Here is a 24,558-nt window from a genome sequence, read left to right as displayed (position 1 = left end):
AATGACAGCCTTTAGACCTGATTGCCGGCCAGAATTGACATCACAGCCATCCGCACCGCTATACCGAATGTAACTTGAGGCAAAATTACCGACTGTTTGCCATCCGCGACCGCAGAGTCAATCTCCACACCGCGATTCATCGGGCCAGGGTGCATAACGATCGCGTCACGCCGGGCGAGGGATAATTTCTCCGAAGTAAGGCCATAGTATTTAAAAAATTCCTCCGGGCTGGGTAAATTCGCGCCTTTCATACGTTCATTTTGCAAACGCAACATCATCACCACATCAACATCTTTCAGTCCTTTAGCCATATCGTGATAGACGTGGACACCCAGACGCTCCACCATTCTTGGCAACAAAGTTTTAGGTGCAATCACGCGGACTTCCGGCACGCCCAGTGTCGTCAATGCATGAATCTGAGAGCGCGCCACTCGGGAATGCAGAATGTCGCCGACAATAGCCACACGCAAGTCATGAAAATCATGCTTGTAGCGCCGGATTGTAAACATATCCAGCAAAGCTTGTGTTGGGTGTGCATGACTCCCATCGCCCGCATTAATCACATGAATATCTGACCGGACATGCTTAGCAATTAGATGCGCAGCGCCGCTCTGTGCATGCCGCACAATGAACATATCCGCATTCATTGCGGAAAGATTGTTGACGGTATCCAGCAGTGTTTCGCCCTTGGATTGCGCAGAAACTGCAATATTGAGATTGATGACATCTGCCGACAAACGTTTGGCCGCAATTTCAAATGTCGTTCGTGTGCGTGTACTGGGTTCAAAAAAAAGATTGAATATCGATTTTCCACGCAATAATGGAATTTTTTTGACATCACGTTCGGTGACCCCCACAAATGATTCGGCGGTATCCAATATATGCAGTAAAATGGAAGCTGGTAGTCCCTCCGTTGTCAACAAATGCTGCAGCACACCATTCTCATCCAACTGTGGGTTCCTGTTGATCATTCTGGGAGGCTCTTATCATACAAATTTAAACTTAACTTTCCGCTCTCTTCCCGTTTCAATTCCAACATTTTATCGGCTGGCAATTCAAGCGTTATGCCGGTATATTGTGCAGCAATCGGCAATTCCCTACCGCCCCGGTCAATCAAAGTCGCCAAACTAATAGAAGCAGGCCGACCGTAATCAAATAATTCATTGATTGCTGCACGAATTGTTCTTCCAGTATGCAGCACATCATCAACCAATATAATATGCGCCCCCTCCACCTCAAAAGGGATTTCCGATGGCTTAACCTGTGAATGCAAACCGATTTTATCGAAATCATCGCGGTAAAAAGACACATCCAGGGTCCCTAGCGGCTGTGTAGTCCCTAGCTCCTGATGCAGACGTTCTGCCAGCCACACGCCACCTGTGTGAATACCCACAAGCGCAGAATCCTTACCCCTATCAGATCGTATTTTTTTTGCGAGACTTTTGAATAAAATCTCAGCGTCTGGTAATTGCATGCTGTTCGTCAAAAAATGATTGAAGTATTTGTTGTGCGGCTACTTGATCCAGCACTAATTTTTGTTTTCTTCCAGTAATACCCGCTTCACGTAACGCGGCACTGGCCGTTTGGCTCGTATAGCGTTCATCTTTCAAGATGATTTTGAGGTTAAAACGCCCTGCCAAACGTCGCGCAAAGCGCTGGCTTAACTGTGTCAGCTCATGCGCCGTCCCATCACTATTCATGGGCAAGCCAACCACTAACAAAACCGGCTGCCAGGTTTCGATCAATTGAGCAATCATAGCAAAGCGCCGCTCTGTCACTTCGCTATCGATCGTCACGAGGGGTCGCGCTATACCCAGCGTGTTATTCCCAATTGCCACGCCAATACGACTCTTCCCAAAATCAAAGGCTAATATAGCCCCCTGTGGAAGCTGCTCAAGTGACTGATACTCTGACTGCGCATCCACGAAATTTTCTGTCATCCGCAATGATATCTATGCATGCCCAATTTCATTGGATAGACTCGCACAATTAGTAATGCCCAGTAATTGCATTGCAGCGGGTAGCCTTTCTTCGGATGGCGTATCAAATAACACATCTGCCGATGCTGGGACTGTTAACCATGCATTCTGTCCTAATTCATGCTCAATTTGACCCGCAGCCCAGCCAGCATAGCCCATCGCAATCAGCACTTGATCGGGTCCCTCGGCATTCGCTATGGCTTTTAAGATATCCAGTGACGTAGTGAGCCCTACTTCTTGATTGACAACAAGGGTAGATTGCCATTTCCCTACCGGATGATGTAACACAAAGCCGCAGTCTAATTGTACAGGCCCACCAAAAAGTACAGGCTGTGATTCTGCAAGAGATTCAGTCTGCGGAATACCGAGCTGTTTAAAAAGATTGAACAGCGTCAGATCAGTGGGTCGGTTAATAACGATACCGATCGCGCCTTGTTCATTGTGCTCACAAATATATGTCAGAGTCTTGGAAAATACAGAATCCACCATTGCTGGCATAGCAATTAAAAAATGGTGTGTTAGATTAATATTTTTCATTGAGAAAATTTTTCTTCACATATCACTTGATCGCTCTGATTCCTGTTTATTGCCCAATAAATTATAAATATTTAATCACACTCAAACCCAATATGCTGTTTGGGTCATTACTTTTGATCCAAGTTTCATCGTGAACTTTACCGGCAGCGGCAGTTCCGCACCACCATATGACAATGCCATAGTCGCATGACTGTCTTCATCAATTTTCATTTGCGTCACAATGGCACGGCTTTTCTCATCTTTATGCGGGAGAAGCTGCAAATGACCGGCCAGATGCGCCCCGACTTGGTGTTCCGTCTCAGCCAGGAATCCTAAATTCCATTTATCTCCCAGCATTCCCGCCACAACACCAATGGCAAAAGATCCGCCATACCAGAGTGGATTGAGTAAGCTTTTACGTCCGTCCAGTTCGGCGATACGGCGCTCCGTCCAAGCCAAATGCTCTGTTTCTTCACGTGCAGCCTGCATCAATGTTTGCTGCACTGTCTCATTACGCGCCGTTAATCCCTGTCCTTGATACAACGCCTGCGCGCAGACTTCACCCACATGATTCACACGCATTAATGCACACGATAGCCGTTTCTCCATGTCCGTCAATTCAACTTCCGGCAATTCACTACCGGGAACAGACCGCAAAGTTTGCGCTGGTGTCAGCAGAGTACGCAAGGCACCATCAAAACCAATGATAAGCTTATCAATATTAATCATAGTCTTCACTTCGTAAACCTATAAAATTTAGCATCCATTATAGGTCGATATGTATATATTCAGGTATTCTTAAATTTCAACCTGCCTGCGCCCAACAAAAACTGGCTTTTATTATAACTCCAAACCCATTTGCCTTGCCAGCAAGGTAACTGGGTGCAACACTTCTATGTCTATTCCTTTCTCATATAATCCATTAGCTATATGCATTGCGCAACCAATGTTAGAAGTCACTAGATATCGAGCGCCGCTATCTATCGCGGCAGATAGCTTGGATTCCAGTAATCCATCCGCAATTTCCTGCTGATCTATGAAATAAGTCCCCGCAGCACCACAGCATTGATCATTACCTAGTAAAGACACTACTTGTGCACCAGGGATACGTTCAATCAATTTGTGCGGATATACTTGATCTCTCAATATATTACGCAAGCTGCATGGGTCATGCACCAGAATTTTTTGTGGCAATGACGCTATTTCCACACTTTTCCATCCTTCAGCTGCAATCAAAAATCGATTGATGTCTACGATCTGAGTATGCTCAGTCGTCACTCCGGACTCAAGCAACTGTATGCCACATCCCGATGCAGTACTGATAATTGTATTCACCTTAAGCCCGGAAAAAACTGATTTATTTTGTTGCGCCAATGAAGCCGCTTGCTTCAGCGCGCCACTATGCTGATGCAGGGCACCACAGCAAGTTTGATCCGGTGGAACATGGACGGTATAGCCCAAACGATTTAACACATAAATACTCGAATTTAATGTTGCAACATCCGTTATCCGTGCTACACATCCCAAAAACAAACCGACTTCACCACGCTTCTCGCCTTCCGCAGGATAAGTTTTCTGCCAAAGATTACCCGAAGTACGTTTCCCATCCACAGTCGCTATATGGGGAAACTTAATCAAAGGAAGTTGCGCAATAAATTTAAATAATTTATTTTTCTCTAGTCGATTCAGTTTTTGTAGCCATCGCACCCAACCGCTTTTCTGTATGAAATAGAACAAACGACGCAAACGATCTAAGCGCGTAGGCCGGGTAAGTATTAGCTTTTCCAGCACACTGCGCGCACCTGACTTTTGAATGGCTACCACAGACTCTGACTGATCCGCAATCAGCGCACGCGTTTCATCAATCAACTGACCATAGGGAACATTATTCGGACAAACGGCTTCGCAAGCCCGGCACGTTAAACAACGATCCATATGTAGAATAAATCGCGCATTCAAAGGAATACGTCCATTAACAACCCCATTCATCAAAGCAATGCGCCCACGCGGAGAATCTGCTTCTGATTTCAGCAATCGATAAGTTGGGCAGTGCGGCAAACATAAGCCGCACGAAACACACTGGCTTGATTCATGAATAATAAAATCTTTAGAAAACTTTGGAAGCAATTTATCAATCCCACTGTAGAAGCGTATACTTAAAGCGTTTATTAATTCCGTCGACTAAAAGCTTGTAGCCGTAATGACTATGGTTATTTTATCACTTGTCAGAATTACAGAAACTACTGTAAAATTAAAAGTTATTTCAATTCAAGCTTCATAATTATAGACAGGCTTATAGGCAAAAATATGGTTATTATTAGATTGGCAAGAGGTGGTGCAAAAAAACGTCCGTTTTTTAATATGGTTGTCGCAAATTCCCGCTACGCACGTGATGGCCGGTTTATAGAGCGCGTTGGTTTCTATAACCCAAGGGCTACCGGTGGCGAAGAATCATTGCGAGTTCAACTGGATCGGGTCGCTTATTGGCAATCCCAGGGTGCGCAGCTATCAACAACAGCAACCCGGCTGGTCAAACAATTTGTTACCAACAAAGAAGTTCCAGCAAATAGCTAAAACAGATAAATCAGCAATACCGATGGCGATAATGGGTCATATTATCGGCCCTTTTGGAATTTATGGTTGGGTGAAAATAAATCCTTACACTGAGCACATTGACGGATTACTGGAATATCCATCATGGTGGCTGAGAAAAGAAAATGATGAATGGCAAGAAATGCAAGTTGACACTGGACATGTTAACGGTACCATACTAAACGCAAAATTCAAGGAATGCACTGGCCGCACACAAGCTTTGAAACTCAAAGGAATGCAAATAGCAGTTCAGCGTAAACAATTTCCCGATTTACCAGAAGACGGAGACAACGGCTACTATTGGTCAGATTTAGTTGGTACTGAAGTGGTTAATTTAAAAGATAAAGTGCTTGGCAAGGTGGTAGGTTTGTTTGAAACGGGCGCGAATGATGTATTACGTGTACAGCATATGGATCAAGGAGGAAAAGAAACACTCATCCCTTTTATCGAACAAATTATCATAAAAGTTGATTTAAAGCTTGCTCGGATCATAGTTGACTGGGATATAGACTATTAAGGTGACAAGCAATGGCGTTTGAATGCGATGTCATCACATTATTCCCAGAAATGTTCAATGCCATTACGCAATATGGCGTAACAGGAAAGGCGAATAGAAAGGCTATCTTTCGACTGAACACTTGGAATCCGCGCGACTTTACCCACGACAATTATCGTACAGTAGATGATAATCCTTATGGCGGAGGACCTGGAATGGTCATGATGGCACAGCCATTAGAAGATGCCATCACTCAGGCTAAGGCAAGACAAAATGCATTGGGTATCGAAAAAACTCAGACAGCCTATCTGACACCACAGGGAAAACGGCTTGATCACGAAACGGCCAAACAGCTCAGCACACTCCCGGGGTTAATACTGCTCTGCGGACGGTATGAAGGCATAGATGAACGCCTAATCATGCGTCAAGTAGATATGGAAATTTCTATTGGTGATTATGTTGTTTCAGGCGGTGAGTTGGCTGCAATGGTATTAATTGATTGTATCGTTAGACAAATTCCAGGTACATTGGGCGACCCGGAATCCGCAAATCAGGACTCGTTTGCTGATGGACTATTGGACTGCCCGCACTATACTCGCCCTGAGATATATAAAGGCAGCCATGTACCAGAAGTACTAATGTCAGGCAACCATGCATATATTCGTCGTTGGCGCTTACAACAAGCACTCGGCAAAACATGGTTAAAACGGCCTGATTTATTTGAGTTAAAATTTGCACATGGCATGACAGTTGAAGAAGAAGAACTTTTGGAAGAATTCAAACAATCCTGTAAATCTAGGTAAGATCGGCAAATAGGGGAAGAAGACATGAACTTAATTGAACAATTGGAAGCAGAAGAAATAAAACGCCTTAACAAAGAAATACCTAATTTCTCCCCAGGAGATACAGTAATTGTTAATGTCAGTGTTGTTGAAGGCGATCGTAAACGTGTGCAGGCTTACGAAGGTGTTGTGATAGCCAAACGTAATCGTGGCCTTAATTCAGCATTTACAGTTCGTAAAATTTCAAGCGGAGAAGGCGTAGAACGTACTTTTCAAACATATTCGCCATTGATAGCAAGCATAGAAATCAAACGGAGAGGTGCGGTTTGCCGCGCGAAACTTTATTATCTTAGAGATCGCGCAGGAAAATCAGCACGTATCCGTGAAAAGTTACCTACTCGCAGTGGTAACAGTAAAAATCTAACTCGGCCCGCGCAGGACTCCACTTCATCGGATATACCGAAAGAAACTGCTGTATAAGAGTACCACACAGTAATCAAGTAGGGTTCCGTACATTTTTTAGCTACGTTGTACGGAGCCTTTAACGTTTATTAAGGACATAGTTTTTCTACACTCTCTTCTCTACTTGCTACTTGAGCAATTCCATGACATTCTCAGGTGGTCGGCATAATCTGGCTTTGCTACCACGCACGACGATGGGACGTTGAATCAAATCTGGATTCTCCACCATCGCTTTGATGATTTCATCGTCCGTCGCCGCACTTAAGTTTCCCGCCGATGGCTCGTCTTTTCGTAAAAGATCACGTACCGGTATATCAAGCTTCTGAATCAATTCTCGCATTCTCTCTGCTGTTAAGGGAGTCTTATAATAATTAATTGATTCAAATTCCTCACCCCTCTCTTTAAGCAAAGATAATGTCGCCCTACATTTACTGCAAGTAGGCTTCTGATAAATAACTATCCTATCACTCATAGACTTTCCAGTTATTATTGACTCAAGGAAAATTCGAGATTCCGTACAAACCCAGAAAATTAACTTATTTCACGCCACATTCAGATGAAATTGCCTTATGTGCTGCTGATGATCCACTCAATCCGAAAGTATCGGTTGTTTCCGTACCACGCGCTGATGCACCCTTGATTACCAATGAATTCCCGCGCTTTATACCATCCGTTATTTTATTATCGGTTGCTTCATCAGAAGCCCAAGCTGAGTCATCCTGAGTAAAAAGACGAAAACTTTGATTATCTACTGTTACTGTCGCCTCAGTGCCAGGTTTGTATGCATAACCGGCAATATAACTAAAAACATTTTTACTTTTCTCAGCAGGACGGTGCGTAACTAAAGCAAACACATCGCCACGCTTTGAGTAACTCCCTTCTGATTTCTTGGGTTTACTCACCATATAGCAAACTTTGTTATTGTTTTCCATAAACATATAGGCCGTCCAGTCACCGTGTTCACCAATCAATTTGGGCTCTGCGGCTTGAACCGAGTTACACAACGCAAAAACAGCACCAGCTATTATTAATTTTCTAAATTTATGCTTCATTTCGGAAACCTTGAATATGATGGTCGATACGATTTCAGTTAATGGTCAGAATCAAGATGCAGCATCTTCAATCTAAATTTCTTACAATCAGCAAACAATGATTAACAACCCTCCATCTTGTAGATGTAGAAACCATTCTTATTGATCTCATCGGTCACATTTTCAGGTGCGCTCTGGCTATGACAGAAGCTACATTCCTTACTGGTGACCGTTGCGTCTCCTTCGCCAATTGTAGAAAGCCATTGCTTTGCATATTCAACGGCTTTTTGATCATCCTTTACAGCTGTAAATACATCGAAATGCATCGTATGTCCATCTTTAGCTTTAACATAAGTATCATAAACATGAATTTGCATATTACTGTTTCCTTGAAAAATATGGATTACAACAACAAGCGCGCTGTAACAGCCCGCTCTATTTCAATTGAGATATATTAACTATACCAATTAATCTATCAAACTGCCATGAGAATTATACTGCCGAAAGATCCGAGCAGTTTGTTACCATTTCTTTAATATAGCTCGTATTATTTCTTTCTCGCAACGATGACACCATCGCGCGTTGGATTAATAAATGTATCAAAATCCAGGTCAGTAAAAATCGGCCGATTATGTTCTACAATCGCCTCTGTTGAGTCATACTCGACATCCTGACAATTCTTTATGGCTACACGGCCATGCCACAACACATTGTCAGCAATATATAGCCCGCCGGGACGTATCCGATGCTTGGCCATTCGGCAGATCTCCAGATAATAGCCTTTATCCACATCGTTATAACAAATATCAATAGACCATCAGTCCGCAAAAACATCCTGCGCTCTATCCACACAGAATTCTATACATTGCCATAAAGCAGCAGCGGAAAGATACTTTTCTGCACGTTCACGATTCATTGCATCAGCGTCACTGCAAATAACACACCCATCAGTACCAACAGCTCTTGCAAACCAATAAGCCGAAAACCGTAACCGCTGCCAAATTCAAATACCCGAATTATCTATAGCTGGGAACCGTATATCAATTACTCCTTTCTCCCAATGAGTATAAAACCACATAGCTTAACGCGAGCTTTTTATAAAGAAAGTGAGCGGTGTAATTATACTTTTTTCAATACCTCGTTCAAGAGATCAAATACTTCCTTAGCATATCGTTCCTGAGTGAAGCGATCTACTGCCCAAATACGGGCGGCTGAGCCCAACTTTAATCCTTTTTCCGGATTCTCATATAAATATTGTATTTTATTGGCAAGCTCATTATAGTCACCAGGATCATAAAGTAATCCCGTCACGCCATCATTAACTAATTCAGCCGTAGCGCCACCATTTGTCCCTATCACAGGTTTACCGGAAAGCATTGCTTCTACGGTCACTCGCCCGAAAGGTTCCCAGTACGAACAAATTAAAACAACATCTGCCATTCGGATAAATTTCATAGGATTTTCCACGTACCCTATAAATTCTACGTACTGCTCCAAATTGCAATCTTTTACTTGCCGCTGCAGTGTTGTTAGGAAACGCTCCTTACCATCCCCAACCACTAGCAGACGGGCATTAATTCCTCGACGAACCACCTCAGATAATGCAGTTATTGCTTCACGTTGACCTTTCCATGGATTCAAAGACGCCACGATAACACACTGAAAAAAACATCTGTCATGGTACAAATCATCTGTTTTCTCATTTTCGTCACACAACGTTACTGCCTGGTATATCAAGCGTATTTTTCCTGACTCCATATAGCGCATGTAATCATTTTTTACAGCATTGGAAACAACGACAATATACTTTGACAAATGTTGCATCAAGTGCAACATCCAATATTCTTCCACCTTAGATTCAGTCTTAGACTTTTGACGGCTGGATTCATGCAGATGCCACACATGGGGTTTACGTGCAAACCATGCCGCGAATGTACCAGCACAGATAACTGAAGTATTGGTATAGACAACATCACAGCGCCATTGCACAAGTATCTGCACCATCCGAACGGCAATTACCAGGCTAATTAGAGATTTTGCAATACGTGTGAGTAACGATCTTGATGTCCACTTCGGATAATGTATTATCCGCCATTCGATATTCATGCGATCAAGCTCGCTCAGGATGGGGCCTTCTTTGGGTACCAGAACCAGACACCTGACCCCCAACTTAACCAAACCTTGCAACAATTCTAGCAAAGCCAGCTCCGCACCATATCTACCAGCAGAATGCGATATAAAACAGACGCGCATCAAGCAGTTCTTTGATAATGATTATTCAGATTAAATCTCCGCCAGCTCACAGCAATCGCAGTAATCATCAGTAATAAGATTGGAATCTTACTAAAGATTATAAAAGTATCAGTAAGCCCAGCTAAAAAAATATAACTTAGTAAACCAGCTCCCAGTATGCCTAACTGATTTTTCTTAAATATTTGATACCAATTCCAGTAAAGAAGCAGCAAAGCCAATATCCCCAGAATACCAATGTGCATACCAATTTCAATCCAGTCATTATGATAGTGGGAGGTTTCCTGAAATTCCGGCAGATTCTTATAAATACCATTTTTATACGTCACAATTGTGCGCTCGAAATAACGTTCTGGCGCACCTGTTCCATGACCCAATAATGGACGCTCAGCAATGCCATGCAAACCCACATCCCATATAGCGAGCCGATATCCCAAACTAGAGCGGTAGTCACCTTGTTGTAATAACTCGATATCGCTTTTTATCCTAGTCCACCTATCCTGAAAAACGGAGCTGCTAGATGCAAGAACTATAGTAATCATAAACACAGCTACAAAGATACCTCCGAGTTTTCTAATTTCCATCTTATAGCGCAAGTAAATTAAAACTGTGACAGCTATTAGTGTTGCAAGCAGAAGAACTCTGCTATTCTGATGAAATTGAACCAATAATAATATAAGTGCGACAGAACACGACACTACTCTTAATTTTACTGATGAGCTCAAGCAAGCCAGATAAATGGCCACAATAACCCCTATCCCGAGCATAGCCGAGAAACTCAAATAAGACATTTTCAGTGGCGGAACACCTTGGTCTCCCATAACAAACCAGTAATAAACACCTATGGCAAGAACGCTAAAATAATTCGTTAAAAGTGCACCTATCACCCACGGTAGGCGTTCTTTATTCAAAAGAGAATAAAATGGAATAAAGATCAATAAAAAATAGTATTTCACCCATTTCATCCGGCCATCTTCTGGTAACTCACTCCATAGCAAACCTAAAAGTAAAAGTGTACATAAAATAAGAATTGCTTGTACAAATGGTTCTCTAATGGTTTGATTAAATTTATGCAGACCGCCATCCAGCAGCCATGCTATTCCTAACAATGGAAAAGAAAAAAGATTCAATCCACCTTTCCAAAATCCCAGACAGATAAAAACCAGCGTAACCCTGATAAAGAATTCTTGACGTGTAATATTAGCTGGCATAGTACCAATAAATTGACGTTTTTAATAAGCCATTTTAAATCTGAATAGTTTGGACATTGCAATTATTCTGAATTCTGTTTAGTAATCTCTTGCTTCAGAACGGGCTTCGCTGATAAATTCTGCCACGAGTCAGACAAACGTTCGGCAGATTCAAGCTGCCCCGCTTCCCATTTCCACATTTCCAGTTTGCGCACACGCACAAAAAGTGCCAATAGAATCCGCAACAATACGGGTATACCTGGCAAAATCCACACCGCAGATATGCGCTTATCCGCTCGAGACCGGCCACGCAGCATCAATTTGATTATCATTTTGATGCTTGCTGGACCGTTCCGCATCTGCAGACAAGATAACTGAGGTAATGGCAAGAGTGTCAGCCAATGAATACCCCCGCCTTGCCGCAATATCTGTTCAATCGAATCTGTTAGCTGCGCGGATAAATCAGCCAATGTGTGAGCACCAGAAACCAGCAGAATATTGCGGCGTGCTTCAGGATACCGCGAAAGATATAATGCACGGTTACGTTGCGCCAATAACCGATACGACCGGCCACGTCCAAACGATGCGCCGCCAGCATGGTAGATGCATGCATCCGGATGCACACCCATACGCCATCCTTGCTGAATCAATCGGCGTCCCAAGTCTGTATCCTCAAAATAGCCTCGGCCAAATTGCGCATCAAATCCACCTGTTGCGACAAATAGTGCGCGCCGGATTAAAAAGGCATACCCCTGAAAGCGATACGTAGCAATATAACCGCCCGGTCGCCGTTGATAGCACTCCAGTTTAGACTTGGAAAAATTATCTTGTACTGGACTGATGACTGCCAATTCTGAATCAGCTGCAAAAGCTTCGCACAATAATGGCAAGAAATTTTCGTGAATTTCGGTATCCGAATTAAGCACGAGCACCAAATCGGCATCCGAGCGTGCCATCGCGTCATTGACCGATTTGCCAAACCCCTGATTCTCGGGCGCGTGATAAACATGAAGGTGCTGGTAATACAAATGATCGAGCATCGCACAAGTCTCTGTGTCTGATGCATCGTCTTGAATATAAATAGTCCGAATTGACTGGCCCAGAACAGTGACAGCTGAATCAATACACCGCTTTGTCAACTCTGGCGCATTATAGACAGGTATGATGACATCAACGGATGGCGCAGATGGCGCAATGGGTGTATTCATAAATTGTAGGTAAACGTTCTTGAATCGTCCGATTACGTCAAAAACATGAAGAGATGCAAATAAGCACTGGCAGGTTAAATCCGCTCAAAGATCAGATACGCCTCCCCCCAGTTCCGGGTTGATCGCTGCTTCACTTCAAGACCGGCTTGTTTCATTAAAGCGATCGCTTTCGCTTGTTCCTCATCCGCACCTAACTCGATAATGACAGACCGCAACGCAGGATGCGCCAATACAGACTCTGCGCCTTTGAGAATGGAAATTTCGATGCCATCGACATCGATCTTGATATAATTCGGATAGGGGAATCCCCACTTACTGTATAAATCATCTAACGTCACACCAAACATTCCTTGGATGTGCGTAGCGGACATTTTCAAGTTCTCAATGTCTTCTTCTTTTCCAAATTGCGATCGATTCCCCCCCGGAATAAATTTGGGTATATACAATCTGGAAAACTCACTTTTCCCCGAAACCGCAACACAATACGATAAAATATTTTCTTTGAGGTTATTAATATAAATATTTTTGTTCAGCGCGTAGTAATTATTACTTTGTGGTTCAAACGCATACACTTGAATTTTGTCACCATATTTCTTGGCCGGATATAAAGAATATTGGCCGATATTGGCGCCAATATCAAAATAGCATGAGTTAGGTTCAAAGCTATCTAGCCAATCCAGCGTATCCGGCTCTTTGATCGAATAAGTTCTTGCACGATTAAGTGTGCGCAGATGATCAACTGAAATTAAAATGCGCTGATCTCTAACCTGTAAATCTGCATACCCGCCTTTTAGTTTATATGCTGCCACAATCAACTCGTTTAATATATCTTTGGCCAGCATCATGATCCCTTCTTCGGGTTATGGAGGTAAGCCCTGATTCTTATCAGACGGGGAAAAGTAGCGTGGCTCAACACGCAGATTGCTCAAGTAGCGCGACATAACGGGGCAGTACATCGGCATCCGGAAAATCTAGCATTTCCTTTAAAAAGCGCTGCCGATGTTCTTCAATATAGAAAGAATCACAACCATTAGTTAAAAAATAATTGATTTTTTCATACACATCATCGCGGCACTTCATCTCTGTTTCCGGCATGTAATAAGCCACAGCCGAGCGGGCTGCGATTAAATAATCCGCTGCCAATACCGGCTTTTTTGCCCTGACGGCTTCGAATATCACCGATGTAGCCAAATCGATAATCACATCAGACCAATTCATCAAGTGCACCGAATGCGCATCATCGCTTGCAACACGTACATTCGGCAATTGCTTGATCGAACTGTCTTTGGTTAGTGATTGCTTCCAACCGCTCCGCGTATGCGGTTTGATGATCAATTCCACACCGGGAAACTCGGCAATCATATGAACCACTTCCCCGACTTCTTCCCAAAATGTCGTAAAGTTGGATTTTCTTAGGAACATGACAATTTTAAGTCGGCTATCCGAGCGGATGAGTGGTGAAGACGGCATCAATCCAACAAGTATTTTTAGCCACTCTTCACAATATCGCGGTGAGCCTAATACGGCAAGTTTATTGCCTTCCAGAAACGGACGGAAACGAATGGAGCATAACTCGTTAGGCACCACCACCCGATCAAATATCTTAGCTGCCGAAAACGTGATGTCGGGTTGCAAGTGTCTTTCACCACGGCGAATCAATTGACTGGCATGCGGGCTGTCGCCATGCGGCAAGGAAACCGTGCCGAGACCTCTTTCTTTTGCCATCGCTACCACCACTTCAACCCATTCCAAACAAATCACCGAATTCCGTTCAATCCAGTCAAAAGCCACAACCCCCTTGCCCGCATCACCAAAGCATCTGTTCAATAGGAATTCAGCGGTATACCGCCACAACGGTTCGCGCTGTTTTTCATCAAAACGATCGGCAAGTTTTTCCGCCAATCGGCCAAGAATTTTTATGCGCCGGACATTGCGCGTCAACATCAGCATTTGCAAGCGCCATTTTAAATACTCAGCCAGCGGAAACAGCTCCTTCATATGCGCGACACGCACACCCTCGAGTTGGCTTAAATATTTAATGCGAAAATCACGACGGAATTGCGTTGAACCAATCAGTACCACATCACATTGGTGACCCGATCCAATCCACTTGTAAATGACCGGAGTAACATGATCAATATCGTTATAATGTCGAAGAAAGAAAAGGGCTTTCATAGCCATGACAGGATTTCAGAAATATTCAGGATTTGCAGCATCTCTATTATTTTTTCCAGTTTAAACAGAAGACTCTTTGAAGCGCGCTCATTCTACTCTTGCAATTATTCAATTACCAGCAACGTGGCCATATCCCTCCGGGATAAAATCACAGCATGCAAGAAAACCGTTAAATTTAACAATAAGTATTGCTCAAGAAACAAGAAAAACCTGATAATCAGCAAGTAACTTTTGAGTTTAGCTTTTTATACGCGCAAACATTAATCAACCAAACGACAATTCAATGAGAACAATCGCTATAATACCTGCCCGCATGGGCTCATCACGTTTCCCCGGCAAACCCATCGCAAAAATATTGGGCCGCCCAATGATTGAACATATCTATAAGCGCGTCGCCATGAGCAAATCGCTCGATGCCACCTACATTGCAACCTGCGATGAAGAAATCCGGCAAATCGCGGAAGGTTTTGGCGCGCAGGTGATTATGACTGCCGATACACACGAACGCGCCAGCGATCGCGTAGCCGAAGCTGTTACCCAACTGGAAGCGGATCTGATCGTCATGGTGCAGGGTGACGAACCGATGACACACCCGAACATGATTGATACCGCCGTGGCACCGTTTAAACATGATCCGCAATTGGGTTGTGTCAATCTGGTGCACAAAATTGATCACGAGGCTGATTATCTGGACGTCAACACCATCAAAGTAGTGATGAATCAACAAGGCGACGCCCTGTACATGTCGCGCCGCCCGATCCCGACATTAGCCAAAACCGGCTTTGCCGATACCGCCGCGTATAAGCAAGTATGTATTATCCCGTTTCGCCGTGCCACTCTGTTCCAATACACCCAGTTAACACCCACACCGCTTGAGCAATTGGAATCAGTCGACATGCTGCGCCTGCTCGAACATGGCTTCCAGGTTAAAATGGTGCACACCGAATATAATACCCAGGCGGTGGATACCACCGCGGATCTCGCACGTGTCGAGAAACTGATGGAATCAGATCCACTGCTCACCCGCTACTAGGAATAATTATGTCACTAAAATCAAGATTGAGCCGATCCGAATTAACCATTGGCTCATGGGTCACACTGGGGCATCCATCGATTGCCGAAATCATGGCGGCGGCGGGATTCGACTGGCTGGTGCTGGACATGGAACACAGCGTACTGGAACTCAGCGAAGTGCAATCCATCATCCAGGTGCTGGATGGCAAACAATGCCCGGCCATCGTGCGCCTGACCTCAAATCACCCCGATCAGATCAAACGCGTCATGGATGCCGGTGCAACCGGCGTGATGGTTCCGATGATCAAATCCGCCGCTGACGCCAAAGCCGCCGTCGAAGGTGTGTATTACCCGCCACGCGGGCAACGCGGCGTCGGCCTGGCGCGCGCTCAGGGCTATGGCAACAGTTTCCAGGCTTACCGGCAATGGCTGGATGAAAATGCGGTGATCGTCGTGATGATCGAACATGTCGATGCGGTCAAAGCCATTGATAGCATTCTGGCTGTGCCAGGTATCGATGCCTATATCATCGGCCCGTATGATTTATCCGGTTCGATGGGACGCCTTGGCGATCTCAATCATCCGGATGTGCAGGCTGCCATCGCACAAGTTCTGGAAGCTGGCCGCCGCGCCAACAAACCCGGCGGCATTCATGTCATCGAACCAGATCCGGAAGCACTGCAACAACGCATTCAAGCCGGTTTTAATTTTCTCGGCTATGGTCTGGATATTCGCATTCTGGATTCCATCTGCCGCACTCACTTACAAAGTATCCGCGCAACACTTAAAACATCATGAGTTCATTTGCCATCTCCACTTCTTCTTTCGACATTGACAATAACCCGCCGATTCAGCAACTCCTGCAAAACGGCATGCAAATAACCACCAATCCGCACCGGCGCAAACTCACCGAGGATGAGATTATTGAATTACTGCAGGAAGGCGCAACCGGCCTGATCGCCGGGATTGAACCACTGACCGAGCGCGTATTTCAGTCTGCCAAAAATCTGAAAGTCATCTCGCGCTGCGGTGCCGGATTGGATAGTGTCGACCTGGCAGCGGCAAAAAAGCATGGTATTACGGTTTTTAACACGCCGGAAGCACCCGCGCAGGCCGTGGCTGAACTGACGATGGGATTGATATTGGCCCTGCTGCGGCAAATCCGTCAGATTGATCAATCGGTACGCAAAGACGAATGGCCACGCACACAAGGACGCCTGCTCGCTGCGCAAACCGTCGGCATCATCGGCATGGGACATATCGGGCGTCGTGTTGCACGCCTGTGCCAAGCATTTGAAGCCACAGTGATCGCGCACGACCCGTATGCAAGTCAGGTGCCTGCGGATGTCGCATTGATATCCCTGGAACAATTGCTGCCCACTGCGGACATTATCACGCTGCATCTGCCTTATGGATCGGAAACGCATCATCTGCTGAATGCCGAGGCATTCGCGACCATGAAACCTGAAGCGATTGTCATCAATGCCGCGCGCGGTGGATTAGTCGATGAAAATGCACTTTTGGCAGCCTTACAAGCGGGCAAAGTCAGCGCCGCCGCCTTGGATGTTTTCGAGCAGGAACCCTATCATGGCCCATTAATCGAAAGCGGCAATGTCATCCTGACGTCGCATATCGGCTCTCTTGCCCGGGAATCACGTCAACTGATGGAAATTGAAGCAGCTGAGAACCTACTGCAGGGTTTAATCAAAGCAGATCTAATCAATAACGGATAACACTATGGTGAATGAAAAGATTGTTGTATTTGGCGCCAGCGGTTTTTTGGGCAGCCATGTCGCCGACGCATTATCGGCCGCAGGTTACCGGGTACGGTTATTTGACCGCAGCCCGTCGCCCTATCTTAAAAGTAATCAGGAAATGATCCTTGGCGATATTATGAATCTCGACCAAGTGATCGAGGCTGCCAAGGGAACATCCGTCGTGTATAACTTTGCCGCAATTGCCGATATTGATGAAGCCAACGACAACCCCATTCCCACTGCAACCATCAATGTACTGGGCAACATGCATGCTCTGGAAGCCGCGCGCATTGCCGGAGCCCGCCGTTTTGTGTTCGCCAGCAGCATTTATGTCTATTCCGAATCCGGCTCTTTTTATCGCGCCAGCAAGCAGGCAGCGGAACGTTTCACCGAAACCTACCATGAGCGCTACGGTCTGGATTACAGCATTCTGCGCTACGGCTCGTTGTATGGCCGGCGCTCAGATAAACGCAACGGCATCTATCGCATGCTGCACGAAGCTGTCGCCCATCACTCCATTACCTACAAAGGCAGTGGCGACGCCATGCGGGAATATATCCATGTGGAAGATGCCGCGCGCATGAGCGTACAAATATTGGCGCCGGAATTTGCCAACCGTCACATGATTCTGACCGGCCAGGAAAGATTGCGCATCAAAGAGGTCATGACAATGATCTCGGAAATCCTGCCGTGGCCGGTTGAATTACATTTTGACGAAGCCAACACCGTGCACCACTACGAAATTACGCCCTACGCGTTTCAACCCCGCGTTGGCCGCAAACTGGTTCTGAATGAGCATGTCGATCTGGGGCAAGGCATACTGGATTGCCTGCGGGAAATTCACCAAGACCTGCATCACGGCGATGAAAACGACGACGCCACCCCCGCCACCTCGGACAACCGCGCCTAATCATGAAAAATTCCGGCTGGCAAGCGATCATTTTCGATTTTGACGGCGTCGTCGTGGAATCCGGAAAAATCAAAACCCAGGCGTTCGCGGAACTTTACCGTCCTTACGGCGAAGACATCGTCGCAGCAGTAGTGCAATTTCACAACCAGAACGGCGGCATGTCGCGCTACCGAAAATTCCGTCACTTTCAGGAACACTTTCTCAACAAACCACCGCTAACAGAAGCGGAAGAAAAACAACTGGATATCCGCTTTTCGGAACTGGTGGTGGAAGCCGTCATCGCTGCCGAAGCCGTGCCCGGCGCAGTCGAACTCATCCATCAGCAATCCGGGAAAATTCCATTATTTGTCGCCTCCGGTACCCCGGAAACGGAACTCAAAGTCATCGTCGAACGCCGCGGGTTAACGCCTTATTTCACCGAAGTGCGCGGCGCACCGGCACTCAAACCAACCATCATCGCAGAAATTTTATCCGCGCATGCACTCAGCCCCGAATCGGTGCTGATGATCGGTGATGCCATGGCCGACCTGGAAGGCGCACAAGCCAACAACACCGCTTTCCTGGGCCGCGTCTATCCCGGCGATCCGAATCCTTTCCCCGCGCATATCGAGATCGTTCCGGATTTGCGCGGGTTAGTCGCGTAAGCGCATCAGCTTCCCGATGCAACGCCATGTCTTCCCGAATATCGAACAACTAAGTCAGGCCTTTGCCGACTTCGCCGTAGCCACGCTACAAAATACGCTAGCCCATAAACCCCAAGCCACACTGGTCGTCCCCGGCGGCAACACCCCGCGCTATTACCTGCCCGCACTGGCGAAATGTAAGCTGCCTTGGGATCGAATCACTGTCACGCTGTCTGATGAGCGTTGGGTTGATGTTACTGATGAACAATCCAACGAGCATTTGGCAAAACAGCACCTGATGAGTCACCTTCCCGCAACCACTCGTTTCGTGGGTCTAAAAACTCAGCACGACAACCCTTTTGATGCTATCAAAGAAACTCACCATCGACTGGATAAGCTGCCGCTTCCATTGAGTTTGACGGTATTGGGGCTGGGAGAAGATGGACATATTGCTTCGTTGTTTCCGGGGATGAATCCTGATTTACTCTCTAGGCATCATTGCGTCGCTATCGCGCCGCCGATTGCGCCATCGCCGCGGGTGAGTCTTTCGTTGAAACTACTAGCGGAAAGTGAACAGATTGTGCTGGTAGTTACCGGTAAGAATAAGCACCGGTTGTTGGATCGAATGAGTGAAAGTCCTAATCAGAAATTGCCGATTGTTTGGTTATTGCAACGTTCCAAAATGTCATTTACAGTTTTTGAGACTAATGGAGATTAGATAGGAAAGTGGCAATTGACTCATCACATTTACAGATTTAACAATCCATGTCTAAATCGACACACTACCTTAATAGATGTCAGATTGAAAGTTATGGGAAAAATGATGAAATTCATAGTGAATCAAGCGATAGCACGGAGAATCTTGGCCTTCGCTGCGATTGGATTTTTCGCCGCAGGGACAACAGTCCATGCCGCATGCAACATCATTAATGGGAAAGCATACGGCGACTGTGCTGGCACTCAAATAAACAAAGGAATCAAGGGGCACTTGACAGTACGTTCTTCCATCTCAGAGAGTGGAATTATTGCAGGAGCGACCATCCTGAAAGGTGGTCAACTTCACCTCAGCGGAATCTCGAACGGCGACATAGAAGTTCATAAGGGAGCTCTTCTTCGCTTGACTGGCACAGTCAACGGCACAGTGAATAACTTAGACGGAAATGTCGAAGTCGAGGGTACTCTTAACCATCTTCACACGATCGGTGGCAAGGTCATCATCGGAGGTAGTGTCAAATATGCTTCTGGTAAAGGCTGCATCAGCTACAAAAAAGGAGCAGTTGTGAATGAAATGCCTGTTAATGAGGCAACATGTAAGACCGGCAAGCAGTGACACTCAATCTATTGTTCAACACGAATACAAACAATGAACATTCGACCATCACTTTGTTATCTCTGTGGGAAACCACTACTTCCACCAGTCAGTAACGATCATGTACCACCGAAACAGTTTTATGCCGACAGTGTACGAAAAACACACAGTCCAAACTTGCGCACCATCCCGGTCCATGCAGCCTGCAATCAGGCGTACCAATCCGACGAGGATTATTTTGTCAACACAATGGCTCCGTTTGCACAAAGCTCATACGCTGGAAATGCGCTATTGAAGAAGGTATTCGCCAAATATGAAGAGGGAATTAAGCGTGGCCTTGTCCACAAAGTACTTCAAGAATTCGAACACAAACCGAGTGGCATCGCTCTTCCTAAAAACCTGATTGCAAAGCGCTTTGAAGGCAACCGAGTTCACAGAGTTGCGTGGAAGATTATTCGTGGCCTCTACTTCCACCACTTCAACGAAGTTCTCCCAGAGTGGGTACTGAACGATCTTGAAATAGTCTCACCCGATTGCCCACCGCCCAAGGAATTTCTTATCTGTCTGTCCGACAATCCAACATACGGTCAGTATCCAGGCGTTTTTGATTACAAATTCGCGAAGTTCCCAGAAGTCCATAACTTCAACTATTGGGCAATGCTCTTATGGGACCGCATCATTCTTATAGTGAAGTTTCACGATCTCACATGCGATTGTGAACAATGCACTCAACTAAGGAAACAACACGCTCCCAATCCAGCTTAGCAAAGTAGAAGATATAGCTTTTATCGTCGAGTGAAAATCCTGTGCAATGCGATTCTTAAACGTGTGCATACTCGTACAACCCAACAAAACTCCGTCAGATCGCTCCACCATTTTCAAGCCATTCGCGACAATCAGGGGCCAACGCACGCGTACAAGCGACATCATAGAGCGCTAGCTCATCGTCTGAGAGTACGTCGCGCCAACGGTTATTGGTGCCTTTGTGCATAAAGGTCTCCGCTCCGCCCTTCCAGAGCCGACCGCCCCCTGGTGCATACAACTCACCCTGGCGCTTCATCTCTGCAAAGGATATCGCCTTGATGATGCCGTCCCATGCATGCTCGGGCACATCGATCTCCAGAAATGTAGCAATGCGGCGAACTTCACGCTCGGTATCCGCAAGCATGTCGCTGTAGTGGAACAACTGAATGTTGGGCAGGTGGCGGAAATTCCACCAGGATTGAACATTGGAAAGATGCGACCAGTACGGCCAGCCGTCGGCTTCCCATGCAAACGAGCCACGGGTTATCCAATTCCGCCAGAAGGTATGAATATCATCCGGTGGCGGCGGGAGCTCATCTCCCACGCGCCCGGGCAGCATATTCATAAGCATTAATATTTCTTCCTTCATGCCGGTATAGTGATTCCACAGCGACATGAAAACATCACGCGCATCGCGGGCGATATAGAGGTATTTGATCTTTTCATTATAAGGCACACCATCGAGCGGCAAATGTGTCTTGATAAAGCGGCGATGCTGTTGCGACCTCAAGTTGTTCAGAACCACTTCGAGCGGAATAATCCGCATGTCCAGCCACGGCGACATTTGCGCAGGCGGTGCCGGGAAATCACCGTCCGGAAAGAGCAGATGCGCAACAATCGCTTGCGTCCACGTCGTGCCGGCTTTGTAGGATGTTGCGATGACGATATCATCAGCGCGCGATTCGAAATAATCCCAGCGCGTGCTGTCGAAATGGTGATTCTGGTAAATATGCGTGCGTTGGGGTAGATTCAGCATCTTTCTGGCCTGTTATGAAATGACAGCTCGTTAACTTACAGGGACACTCTCGATTTGGCAAGCGATTGCGGGTTAAGAAATGGGTAGCAACGGTTTAATAAGCGTCCAATTTGCTCTCAACGAATCCGACCATTCCTATGACATCACTTTTGACCATCGGTTGTTATTAGTCAGCACGGCTTCGATCACTTGGATTCAGATTTCCTAGCTGCTATCCTACACAAATAGGTGACATTAGGCACACACCAATATAAACTATCCCTATGAAACCATTTCGTTGGAATCACGACAAGAATGAGGTGTTAAAAAAAGATCGCGGCATTTCATTCGAGGAAATAGTGCTGGCTATCGAAGCCGACGGTTTGCTGGATGAGTTGCATCACCCCAATCCAGAGAAATATCCCAATCAGTTTATTCTCGTTGTGGCACTCGATGGTTATGTTTACTTGGTACCCTACGTTGAAGAAACAGATTACTTCTTTCTGAAAACCGCAATTCCGAGCAGAAAGGCTACCCGAGAATACTTGTTAAGGAACAATTCTGATGAAAAAACTTGATACCTATGAAGAAGATATTCTGGCTGCTTCTGAAAAAGGCGAACTCAAGTCAACTTCACCTTCGAAGGAAAATCTGGCCAAATTCAAAGCAGCGGCTAGCGCCACTTTCACTAAGGATAAGCGAATCAATATTCGTTTATCTTCACCCGATCTAATGGATATTCAGGCACGAGCGCTGGAAGAAGGCATTCCGTACCAAACGTTTATCGCCAGCGTGTTACACAAATACGCCTCCGGCCGCCTGATTGAAAAGCCTTCCAGCCTGACTTCACGCCCCAAGCGACGTACTGGTTAGGCTAGGAGACTGATGCTTTTCAGCACAGCTAAGCTTTCATCCAATCCAATTATTCCTGCGGCACCACTTTAGGCCGCCGGTTATCATCAATGGCAACGTAAGTCAGTACGGCCTCGGTGACTTTGATACAAATCTCTTTCCCGCCTTCCCGCACGCCACGCTGCGCGTATACCGATACATCGACGGTAATCGAAGTATGACCCACTTTAATAATTTCGGCATAGAGGCTAACGATATCGCCGACAAAAACGGGTTGCTTGAATACAAAGGAATTGACGGCCACCGTTGCAACCCGCCCACGCGCGCGACGGATGGCCGGAATGCTGCCCGCCGTATCCACTTGCGACATAATCCAGCCGCCAAAAATATCGCCGGCATAATTGGTATCCGATGGCCTTGGCACCACGCGCAATATGGGTTGTCCTTCCGGCAACGGAACATGAAGTATCGAATCATTATTCGGTATGTTATGCATGGGGGTATTTAGCTGATGAATAGAGACACCGCAAGAATACAATAATCCTCTCATCTAAGGTCAGTTTCTGTTTTTTTAAACCTCGCATTCAGCACGACAATCGGTTCATTCGCTTTTCGGTGGGAAACACGGGAGAATGGGGCCATAAAATTATTCTAACCCTATCAGGCTTATGAAATCTCTATTTGAAACTGCCCAGCACTGCCTGATTACCTGCGAAATCGAAGAAAAATTGCGTTTGGCCCAGCAAACGGCACAAGCATGGCGTGACGGCTTATTGTCCTTAGACTGCAAAGACAGCCCTGAGCCGATTGGCGAGCCTGGACATCCGGACAGACCTGTTCTGGTGGCACCCGATAAGGTACCCAAACGCGGCCTGGGTACCAAAGAAGGTCTTTCCGCACTGGTCCATGCAATGGCGCATATCGAATTCAATGCCATAAATCTCGCCTGGGATGCCGTGTATCGTTTCCGTGATCTACCTGAACAGTTCTACAGTGATTGGATAAAAGTGGCGGAAGAGGAAGCTTATCATTTTCAATTGTTGCGCACGCGCTTGAATGAGCTGGGCACTGACTATGGAGAATTCACGGCACATAATGGTTTGTGGGATATGGCTAAGCGCACAGCGTTTGATCCGATGGTGCGCATGGCGCTGGTGCCGCGTGTACTGGAAGCCAGAGGATTGGATGTGACACCCGGCATTATCAAACGATTACGTCAGGTTGGTGACGAAAAAACGGTCGCCGTGTTAGAGATCATTTTGCATGATGAAGTCGAACATGTGGCGATCGGATCGCGCTGGTTTAAATATTTTTGTCAGCAACGCGGACTGGATTCAGAGCAGACTTTTCGAGAATTGATTAGGCAATACTTTACACGACAGATGTCCGGTCCATTTGATTATGAGGCGAGACAAAAAGCAGGTTTTACGATAACCGAGTTAAAAGCGCTTGAATGCATGGGAATCTCCGCGGCACATTGCGGAAAAACCCCATCGAATCGCTCCTAAGAAGCTCTGATTAAGTCCTTCGACAGGCTCAGGACGAACGGTAATATATTGATTACGTTCGTGGTGAGATTCTATGGTTCGCGTCAAGCATTTTTTGTAATCCTTTCCGGGTCGAAAGTTGAATTGTAATGATGAATAGACCAGG

32 protein-coding genes are annotated in these 24,558 nt (G+C 45.9%); 15 read left to right on the top strand and 17 right to left on the bottom strand.

What is annotated here, in order from left to right; all coding sequences use genetic code 11:
- Positions 1–11: 11 nt before the first annotated feature.
- The 6 genes from ACH10T_RS10770 to ACH10T_RS10745 form a co-directional block, all read right to left on the bottom strand.
- A complete protein-coding gene (locus ACH10T_RS10770; protein WP_394809276.1) occupies positions 12–971 on the bottom strand; it encodes an aspartate carbamoyltransferase catalytic subunit in 960 nt (319 codons plus the stop codon).
- Positions 968–1,474 (bottom strand): bifunctional pyr operon transcriptional regulator/uracil phosphoribosyltransferase PyrR, encoded by a 507-nt coding sequence (gene pyrR, locus ACH10T_RS10765; RefSeq protein WP_394809275.1) that lies wholly within the window; start codon positions 1,472–1,474, stop codon positions 968–970. The genes ACH10T_RS10770 and pyrR overlap by 4 nt, the downstream gene beginning before the upstream one ends.
- Complete coding sequence (gene ruvX, locus ACH10T_RS10760; protein ID WP_394809274.1) at positions 1,455–1,940, bottom strand: Holliday junction resolvase RuvX; 486 nt, start codon at positions 1,938–1,940, stop codon at positions 1,455–1,457. The genes pyrR and ruvX overlap by 20 nt, the downstream gene beginning before the upstream one ends.
- Before the next feature lie 12 nt (positions 1,941–1,952).
- Entirely contained in the window at positions 1,953–2,516 is a 564-nt protein-coding gene (locus tag ACH10T_RS10755; RefSeq protein WP_394809273.1) for a YqgE/AlgH family protein, read from the bottom strand.
- A gap of 81 nt (positions 2,517–2,597) precedes the next feature.
- The gene (gene coq7 / locus ACH10T_RS10750; RefSeq protein WP_394809272.1) at positions 2,598–3,224 is read right to left on the bottom strand and encodes a 2-polyprenyl-3-methyl-6-methoxy-1,4-benzoquinone monooxygenase; all 627 of its coding nucleotides are present in this window, start codon (positions 3,222–3,224) and stop codon (positions 2,598–2,600) included.
- Positions 3,225–3,335: 111 nt separating this feature from the next.
- On the bottom strand, positions 3,336–4,622 hold the full coding sequence (locus ACH10T_RS10745; RefSeq protein ID WP_394809271.1) for a (Fe-S)-binding protein: 1,287 nt from the start codon (positions 4,620–4,622) through the stop codon (positions 3,336–3,338).
- Between the two features lie 180 nt (positions 4,623–4,802).
- Here ACH10T_RS10745 and rpsP point away from each other — a divergent pair, with 180 nt between their 5' ends.
- Genes rpsP through rplS form a run of 4 tightly spaced genes read left to right on the top strand, consistent with a single transcriptional unit; the run spans position 4,803 to position 6,845 of the window.
- A complete protein-coding gene (gene rpsP, locus ACH10T_RS10740) occupies positions 4,803–5,069 on the top strand; it encodes a 30S ribosomal protein S16 (RefSeq protein WP_394809270.1) in 267 nt (88 codons plus the stop codon).
- Positions 5,035–5,604 (top strand): ribosome maturation factor RimM, encoded by a 570-nt coding sequence (rimM, locus tag ACH10T_RS10735; RefSeq protein WP_394809269.1) that lies wholly within the window; start codon positions 5,035–5,037, stop codon positions 5,602–5,604. Before rpsP ends, rimM begins: the two co-directional genes overlap by 35 nt.
- 11 nt (positions 5,605–5,615) lie before the next feature.
- Complete coding sequence (gene trmD / locus ACH10T_RS10730) at positions 5,616–6,386, top strand: tRNA (guanosine(37)-N1)-methyltransferase TrmD (RefSeq protein WP_394809268.1); 771 nt, start codon at positions 5,616–5,618, stop codon at positions 6,384–6,386.
- A 24-nt stretch (positions 6,387–6,410) separates the two neighbouring features.
- Positions 6,411–6,845, top strand: coding sequence for a 50S ribosomal protein L19 (gene rplS / locus ACH10T_RS10725; protein WP_394809267.1), 435 nt, complete (start codon positions 6,411–6,413; stop codon positions 6,843–6,845).
- Between the two features lie 109 nt (positions 6,846–6,954).
- On the opposite strand, the gene ACH10T_RS10720 is transcribed toward rplS, so the two are convergent.
- The 9 genes from ACH10T_RS10720 to ACH10T_RS10680 form a co-directional block, all read right to left on the bottom strand.
- Positions 6,955–7,299 carry an arsenate reductase family protein gene (locus tag ACH10T_RS10720; RefSeq protein ID WP_394809266.1) on the bottom strand — a complete coding sequence of 115 codons (345 nt, stop codon included), beginning with the start codon at positions 7,297–7,299 and terminating at the stop codon, positions 6,955–6,957.
- Positions 7,300–7,363: 64 nt separating this feature from the next.
- Positions 7,364–7,879: an invasion associated locus B family protein gene (locus ACH10T_RS10715; protein WP_394809265.1), complete on the bottom strand. Its 516-nt coding sequence runs from the start codon at positions 7,877–7,879 to the stop codon at positions 7,364–7,366.
- Between the two features lie 101 nt (positions 7,880–7,980).
- Positions 7,981–8,235 carry a DUF2024 family protein gene (locus ACH10T_RS10710; RefSeq protein WP_394809264.1) on the bottom strand — a complete coding sequence of 85 codons (255 nt, stop codon included), beginning with the start codon at positions 8,233–8,235 and terminating at the stop codon, positions 7,981–7,983.
- 170 nt (positions 8,236–8,405) lie between these two features.
- Complete coding sequence (locus ACH10T_RS10705) at positions 8,406–8,615, bottom strand: O-methyltransferase (RefSeq protein ID WP_394809263.1); 210 nt, start codon at positions 8,613–8,615, stop codon at positions 8,406–8,408.
- A gap of 362 nt (positions 8,616–8,977) precedes the next feature.
- Positions 8,978–10,111: a glycosyltransferase family 4 protein gene (locus ACH10T_RS10700; RefSeq protein WP_394809262.1), complete on the bottom strand. Its 1,134-nt coding sequence runs from the start codon at positions 10,109–10,111 to the stop codon at positions 8,978–8,980.
- Positions 10,111–11,319 (bottom strand): O-antigen ligase family protein, encoded by a 1,209-nt coding sequence (locus tag ACH10T_RS10695; protein ID WP_394809261.1) that lies wholly within the window; start codon positions 11,317–11,319, stop codon positions 10,111–10,113. The genes ACH10T_RS10700 and ACH10T_RS10695 overlap by 1 nt, the downstream gene beginning before the upstream one ends.
- 62 nt (positions 11,320–11,381) lie before the next feature.
- Positions 11,382–12,506, bottom strand: coding sequence for a glycosyltransferase family 2 protein (locus ACH10T_RS10690; protein WP_394809260.1), 1,125 nt, complete (start codon positions 12,504–12,506; stop codon positions 11,382–11,384).
- A gap of 74 nt (positions 12,507–12,580) precedes the next feature.
- Entirely contained in the window at positions 12,581–13,348 is a 768-nt protein-coding gene (locus ACH10T_RS10685; protein ID WP_394809259.1) for an FkbM family methyltransferase, read from the bottom strand.
- 67 nt (positions 13,349–13,415) lie between these two features.
- On the bottom strand, positions 13,416–14,681 hold the full coding sequence (locus tag ACH10T_RS10680; RefSeq protein WP_394809282.1) for a hypothetical protein: 1,266 nt from the start codon (positions 14,679–14,681) through the stop codon (positions 13,416–13,418).
- A gap of 283 nt (positions 14,682–14,964) precedes the next feature.
- Between ACH10T_RS10680 and ACH10T_RS10675 the strand changes: the two genes are divergently transcribed.
- The 8 genes from ACH10T_RS10675 (at position 14,965) to ACH10T_RS10640 (ending at position 21,059) form a co-directional block, all read left to right on the top strand.
- Positions 14,965–15,714 (top strand): 3-deoxy-manno-octulosonate cytidylyltransferase, encoded by a 750-nt coding sequence (locus tag ACH10T_RS10675; RefSeq protein ID WP_394809258.1) that lies wholly within the window; start codon positions 14,965–14,967, stop codon positions 15,712–15,714.
- Positions 15,715–15,722: 8 nt separating this feature from the next.
- Positions 15,723–16,493, top strand: a complete 771-nt coding sequence (locus ACH10T_RS10670; RefSeq protein WP_394809257.1) for an HpcH/HpaI aldolase/citrate lyase family protein — start codon at positions 15,723–15,725, stop codon at positions 16,491–16,493.
- Positions 16,490–17,428 (top strand): phosphoglycerate dehydrogenase, encoded by a 939-nt coding sequence (locus ACH10T_RS10665; protein WP_394809256.1) that lies wholly within the window; start codon positions 16,490–16,492, stop codon positions 17,426–17,428. The genes ACH10T_RS10670 and ACH10T_RS10665 overlap by 4 nt, the downstream gene beginning before the upstream one ends.
- Before the next feature lie 4 nt (positions 17,429–17,432).
- Positions 17,433–18,362, top strand: coding sequence for an NAD-dependent epimerase/dehydratase family protein (locus ACH10T_RS10660; RefSeq protein WP_394809255.1), 930 nt, complete (start codon positions 17,433–17,435; stop codon positions 18,360–18,362).
- A gap of 2 nt (positions 18,363–18,364) precedes the next feature.
- Positions 18,365–19,006 carry an HAD family hydrolase gene (locus ACH10T_RS10655; protein ID WP_394809254.1) on the top strand — a complete coding sequence of 214 codons (642 nt, stop codon included), beginning with the start codon at positions 18,365–18,367 and terminating at the stop codon, positions 19,004–19,006.
- A gap of 16 nt (positions 19,007–19,022) precedes the next feature.
- Positions 19,023–19,703 carry a 6-phosphogluconolactonase gene (gene pgl, locus ACH10T_RS10650; RefSeq protein ID WP_394809253.1) on the top strand — a complete coding sequence of 227 codons (681 nt, stop codon included), beginning with the start codon at positions 19,023–19,025 and terminating at the stop codon, positions 19,701–19,703.
- An 84-nt stretch (positions 19,704–19,787) separates the two neighbouring features.
- The gene (locus ACH10T_RS10645; RefSeq protein ID WP_394809252.1) at positions 19,788–20,315 is read left to right on the top strand and encodes a hypothetical protein; all 528 of its coding nucleotides are present in this window, start codon (positions 19,788–19,790) and stop codon (positions 20,313–20,315) included.
- 156 nt (positions 20,316–20,471) lie between these two features.
- The gene (locus tag ACH10T_RS10640) at positions 20,472–21,059 is read left to right on the top strand and encodes a hypothetical protein (protein ID WP_394809251.1); all 588 of its coding nucleotides are present in this window, start codon (positions 20,472–20,474) and stop codon (positions 21,057–21,059) included.
- 94 nt (positions 21,060–21,153) lie between these two features.
- Here the strand turns inward: ACH10T_RS10640 and ACH10T_RS10635 are convergent, their stop codons facing one another.
- A complete protein-coding gene (locus tag ACH10T_RS10635; RefSeq protein WP_394809250.1) occupies positions 21,154–22,074 on the bottom strand; it encodes a sulfotransferase domain-containing protein in 921 nt (306 codons plus the stop codon).
- Positions 22,075–22,337: 263 nt separating this feature from the next.
- On the opposite strand from ACH10T_RS10635, the gene ACH10T_RS10630 reads away from it, so the two are divergent.
- Both ACH10T_RS10630 and ACH10T_RS10625 read left to right on the top strand, forming a co-directional pair.
- Entirely contained in the window at positions 22,338–22,631 is a 294-nt protein-coding gene (locus tag ACH10T_RS10630; protein WP_394809249.1) for a toxin, read from the top strand.
- Positions 22,618–22,926: a hypothetical protein gene (locus ACH10T_RS10625; RefSeq protein WP_292994782.1), complete on the top strand. Its 309-nt coding sequence runs from the start codon at positions 22,618–22,620 to the stop codon at positions 22,924–22,926. The genes ACH10T_RS10630 and ACH10T_RS10625 overlap by 14 nt, the downstream gene beginning before the upstream one ends.
- 49 nt (positions 22,927–22,975) lie before the next feature.
- Here the strand turns inward: ACH10T_RS10625 and ACH10T_RS10620 are convergent, their stop codons facing one another.
- Positions 22,976–23,401 (bottom strand): acyl-CoA thioesterase, encoded by a 426-nt coding sequence (locus ACH10T_RS10620; protein ID WP_394809248.1) that lies wholly within the window; start codon positions 23,399–23,401, stop codon positions 22,976–22,978.
- Positions 23,402–23,573: 172 nt separating this feature from the next.
- Between ACH10T_RS10620 and ACH10T_RS10615 the strand changes: the two genes are divergently transcribed.
- Entirely contained in the window at positions 23,574–24,413 is an 840-nt protein-coding gene (locus ACH10T_RS10615) for a ferritin-like domain-containing protein (RefSeq protein ID WP_394809247.1), read from the top strand.
- Positions 24,414–24,558 lie beyond the last annotated feature (145 nt).

The sequence above is a fragment of the Nitrosomonas sp. genome (assembly GCF_043753625.1).
Classification (GTDB): Bacteria; Pseudomonadota; Gammaproteobacteria; order Burkholderiales; family Nitrosomonadaceae; genus Nitrosomonas.
The sequence above is the reverse complement of the archived record's forward strand: the minus strand, read 5'-3'. Positions and strand labels throughout refer to the sequence as shown.